The organism is Methanospirillum sp., assembly GCF_035560735.1.
In the GTDB taxonomy this organism is placed as follows: domain Archaea; phylum Halobacteriota; class Methanomicrobia; order Methanomicrobiales; family Methanospirillaceae; genus Methanospirillum.
Window position 1 is genome coordinate 1 of sequence record NZ_DATMYY010000345.1, and the last position, 3,916, is coordinate 3,916.

Below are 3,916 nucleotides of genomic sequence, written 5' to 3' on the forward strand. Positions count from 1 at the left end.
CATTTGTTTTTCCGCACTTCTTGATGTCAATTCCTAAAGTAGATAGATTAATAATTCGTCTTCCCTGAATCGCATGACATCTAACTGGAATTCATATCTCTCTGAAATACTGCACCAGATCAGAACTCCTGATTTTGCTGCTGATACACATGCAAGGCTTGTTACAGATGCTTACATCGTTCCTTCTCCTGATAAGCAGGATCTCCACTTTGCACTTCCGGTGGTAATTAAAACCGGAATATTTGATGAGATATCTCTTCCCCTCTCCGGTTCAGTCGGAGGAGTCCAGGCAGCCATTGAATACTGTAAACAAAAAGCACAGTCTTCCCATGATCTTGGTGCATTATATGGGGTTGACACCGGGAACCAGTCGCGATACCTGGTTAATCTTGAGCCCTGTACTATTATCTCATCTCCATCTTCAATCGCAACATGTTTGTGGCATCCTGATGATCAGAATTATTTCAAAGATCAAACAATACACCTGATTCTTCAGGGGGCAGTTCCATATCGAGAACATTCATTGTCACGAGTTCCCGAAATTGTAGATCAGTTTGTATCATACGCACAGGCTATATCAGATACTGTGAATTCAACTCCACCTGGAAAGATTAAGCATACATGGGAGGTGGTCATAGATCAGAAGACTCTTCTGGACAAACTTCCAGGACTCGGGCTGGTCTCCTTTATTGGGGATGGTACAAGACCTGCTAGAGAATATACCCGTTACCGCTGCTGGGAACGTGTTGCAGGGCCCAAGCGTGGTGTTCACATTCCTTTTGTTTGTCCGCCTGAATTGGATCCAGTCGAGGTTTATCTTCCCGGTTCGAACAAGATGATAACCGGACTTGGTATTAGAAGGGGCGAATTGTTTGCAATTACCGGATCCAATGCCCAGGGAAAATCATCACTCCTACAGGCGATTTACTGCGGTCAAGACATTCATGCTCCCGGAGATGGAAGAGAATATCTGGTCACTCTTCCCGGTGGTGTCTCTGTTGATTCTACCAACATCGAATTGAAGGGAGTTGATCTTACACCATTCTTTGGCAGTCTTCCACCTGGCATGGATGGTACTCCGAGTTGTGCCTCAGGTCATGGCAGTGGTTCAGCATCCATGGCGTTCAGAATAAAGGAAGCAATCAAAAAGAGATCTCCGTATATCATCATCGATGAAGATCGGTCTGCACAGAATCTACTCCATCCATGCTATATGAGCGTGGATTCACAGGTTTATTCCCTGGCATCCTTAATCAACAAAGATCGCAACTGGCTAGGTGACTCAAGCCTGATAATTGCTGGCTCCGGAATGGAACTGTTGATTGCGGGTGCAGACCGGATAATCAGACTCTGTAACCACGCTCCGGTTGCTGTCTCACGTGAAGAATGGCGGACCGGATTAAAACGGTATTATCAGGAGTTAATCGAGATGGTGTGAATCAGAATAATTGAGTAGAGGAAGAACTATTTCAATCCGGTCACTGATACCGCTTTATATATTCATTGAACAGGGCAACTTCATACTTTTCTGTAATCTTCGTAGGAATATAGTTGAGATTTTTCGCACGGGTAATTAGTTCCTGTTTGATTTCATTCTCACTGTGCATTTGGAGGGCTGCAACTTCATTCAGGATATAATCAAGTTGGTTTATGCCGGTGGCCTTTCCATCAACTACAATTGATCCAATTGTGGTGTTCTTTGGTATAATCCCTCCACAGACTTTACAGTAGACTCCATCCTTATCATCAGTCATGTTCAGTATCCCGTATCATGGTCAGGGACATTTTGAATCTTGTTACAGCACTCAAGGCATGGGGTATATTTGCAGGAAATATGATAGTATCATCTTCCTTCATCTGATGTGTTTCTCCCTGGATCCAGACTTCGCATTCACCTTCAAGGATGGTTACTATAGCATCAAACGGAGCGGAATGTTCTGATAATCCTTCATCCTTATCAAATGAAAAGAGGGTTATTGAACCTGCCCTGGTGTTTACAATCATTCTGCTGGATACCGAACCATCCTGGTATCCCACCAGGTCTTTCAGGTTGAGAACCTTGGCACGGAGTTCATCGCGTGACCTTCCTTGTTTGCCAGATGTGTTCTGGCTTTCTGAGTTGAATTCCATTCTCACCACAATACCAAACGAATTGTGTTTGTCGGATCCCTTTTAAAATGGCTTAGTGAGAGACAATTTTTCTCTCTGCCATTTTTTCGTATCTCCCTATTGCTCCGGTTTTTTTACTTACGCTGGAATCATCCGTTTTATATCTTCTTCAACAGTGCTGTTCTTACTGATGTTGAAGTTCTCAACCAGAACAGTGAGTACTCCTGGTGATACAAATGCGGGAAGTTTGGGTCCGAGGGCGATATTCTTTACTCCGAGGTGCAACAGGGCTAACAGGACCAGGCAAGCCTTCTGTTCGTACCAGGCAATGTTGTATGATACTGGAAGTTCGTTGATTTCTACACCAAAGGCATTGGCCAGAGCCTGGGCTATCACAACAAGCGAGTAGGAGTCATTGCACTGTCCTGCATCGATGACCCGTGGTATCCCACCGATTGTTCCAAGATCCAGGTGATTGTACCTGAATTTGGCACACCCGGCAGTAAGAATGATGGTATCCTTCGGGAGGGCCTTGGCAAACTCAGTATAATATTCGCGTTCGCTCTGGCGTCCATCACATCCTGCCATCACAATAAACCGCCTTATGTCGCCTTTCTTAACCGCTTCGATGACAGTTCCTGCGAGAGCGAGAACTGCGTCATGACCACATCCGGTAATGAGATCACGCCCATGTGAATGCAGATCCTGGGGAGGCTGACAGGTTTTTGCATATTCGATAACCTTTGAAAAATCCTTTGTTCCATCAGGTGATTTTTCAATATGTTTCACACCTGGAAAACCAGCCGGGCCCGTGGTATAGATCTTATCTTTGTATGAGTCCTTTGGGGGAACGATACAGTTCGTGGTGACTACAATCGGGCCATTAAACTTTTCAAATTCATCTTTTTGATGCCACCATGAAGAACCATAGTTTCCAACCAGATGTGGGTATTTCTTTAGTGCAGGATATGCATTTGCAGGAAGCATCTCACCGTGGGTGTAAATGTCCACTCCGCTGTCTTTTGATTGCTCCAATAACTGTTCAAGATCCCGAAGGTCATGACCCGTAATTAGGATTCCCGGTTTAGTTCCCACCGTTGTTTTTACCGATGTGATCTCCGGAATTCCGTAGGTTTTCGTATTTGCAGAATCAAGGAGTGCAAGAGTGGTAACACCAACACCTCCGCATTCAAGAACCAGAGCAACCATCTGATCAGTTGGGAGCGTCTGAAGGGTTGAAGCAAGTCCTTTCTGCATAAAGTTTGTTACCTTTATGTCAGTATAACCAAGCATCTCTGCATGGTGATAGTATGCAGCGAGCCCCTTCAACCCAAAGAGAAGCAGCGCCCGGAGTGAATGTAGATCATCGTTGACATTAGCTTCTGTTGCTATCTCTTTTGCCTTGGCTTGTATATCTTCATCATTCTTTGGAGTCCAGGTACATGCATCCGGCTCATGATCACTAGATTTAGGGAGGGCATCCCGTATGGCAATAGCCTGTGAGATCATCCCCTTAAGTCTCTGATCATCAAAATTAGTATTGGTGAGAGTGGCGAAGAGAGCTTCTGTTATCAAAGCTCCTGCATCTTTGTTCCCACTTCCCTTTTCTATAGCCGGGAAGTTTCTAGCAGATATTCCTTTACAGATATAAATCAGGACATCCTGAACACCTGCGGTATGATCTTCCTTTCCACAGACACCTTTTACAGTGCAACCGGTTCCCCGGGCAGTTTCTTCGCATTGATAACAGAACATGATTCTTCACCTTTCGTATGTAAAGGATACATGATACCTTATGTATATCTAG

General features: G+C 44.6%; 4 protein-coding genes. 1 reads left to right on the top strand and 3 read right to left on the bottom strand.

What is annotated here, in order from left to right; all coding sequences use genetic code 11:
- Positions 1-73 precede the first annotated feature (73 nt).
- Positions 74-1,438: a P-loop domain-containing protein gene (locus tag VN429_RS10290; RefSeq protein WP_325632952.1), complete on the top strand. Its 1,365-nt coding sequence runs from the start codon at positions 74-76 to the stop codon at positions 1,436-1,438.
- Between the two features lie 40 nt (positions 1,439-1,478).
- Here the strand turns inward: VN429_RS10290 and VN429_RS10295 are convergent, their stop codons facing one another.
- The 3 genes from VN429_RS10295 to hcp form a co-directional block, all read right to left on the bottom strand.
- Positions 1,479-1,754, bottom strand: coding sequence for an NAC family transcription factor (locus VN429_RS10295; RefSeq protein WP_325632954.1), 276 nt, complete (start codon positions 1,752-1,754; stop codon positions 1,479-1,481).
- A complete protein-coding gene (locus tag VN429_RS10300) occupies positions 1,747-2,130 on the bottom strand; it encodes a cupin domain-containing protein (protein WP_325632956.1) in 384 nt (127 codons plus the stop codon). The genes VN429_RS10295 and VN429_RS10300 overlap by 8 nt, the downstream gene beginning before the upstream one ends.
- Positions 2,131-2,247: 117 nt before the next feature.
- On the bottom strand, positions 2,248-3,864 hold the full coding sequence (gene hcp / locus VN429_RS10305) for a hydroxylamine reductase (RefSeq protein ID WP_325632958.1): 1,617 nt from the start codon (positions 3,862-3,864) through the stop codon (positions 2,248-2,250).
- Positions 3,865-3,916: the final 52 nt, after the last annotated feature.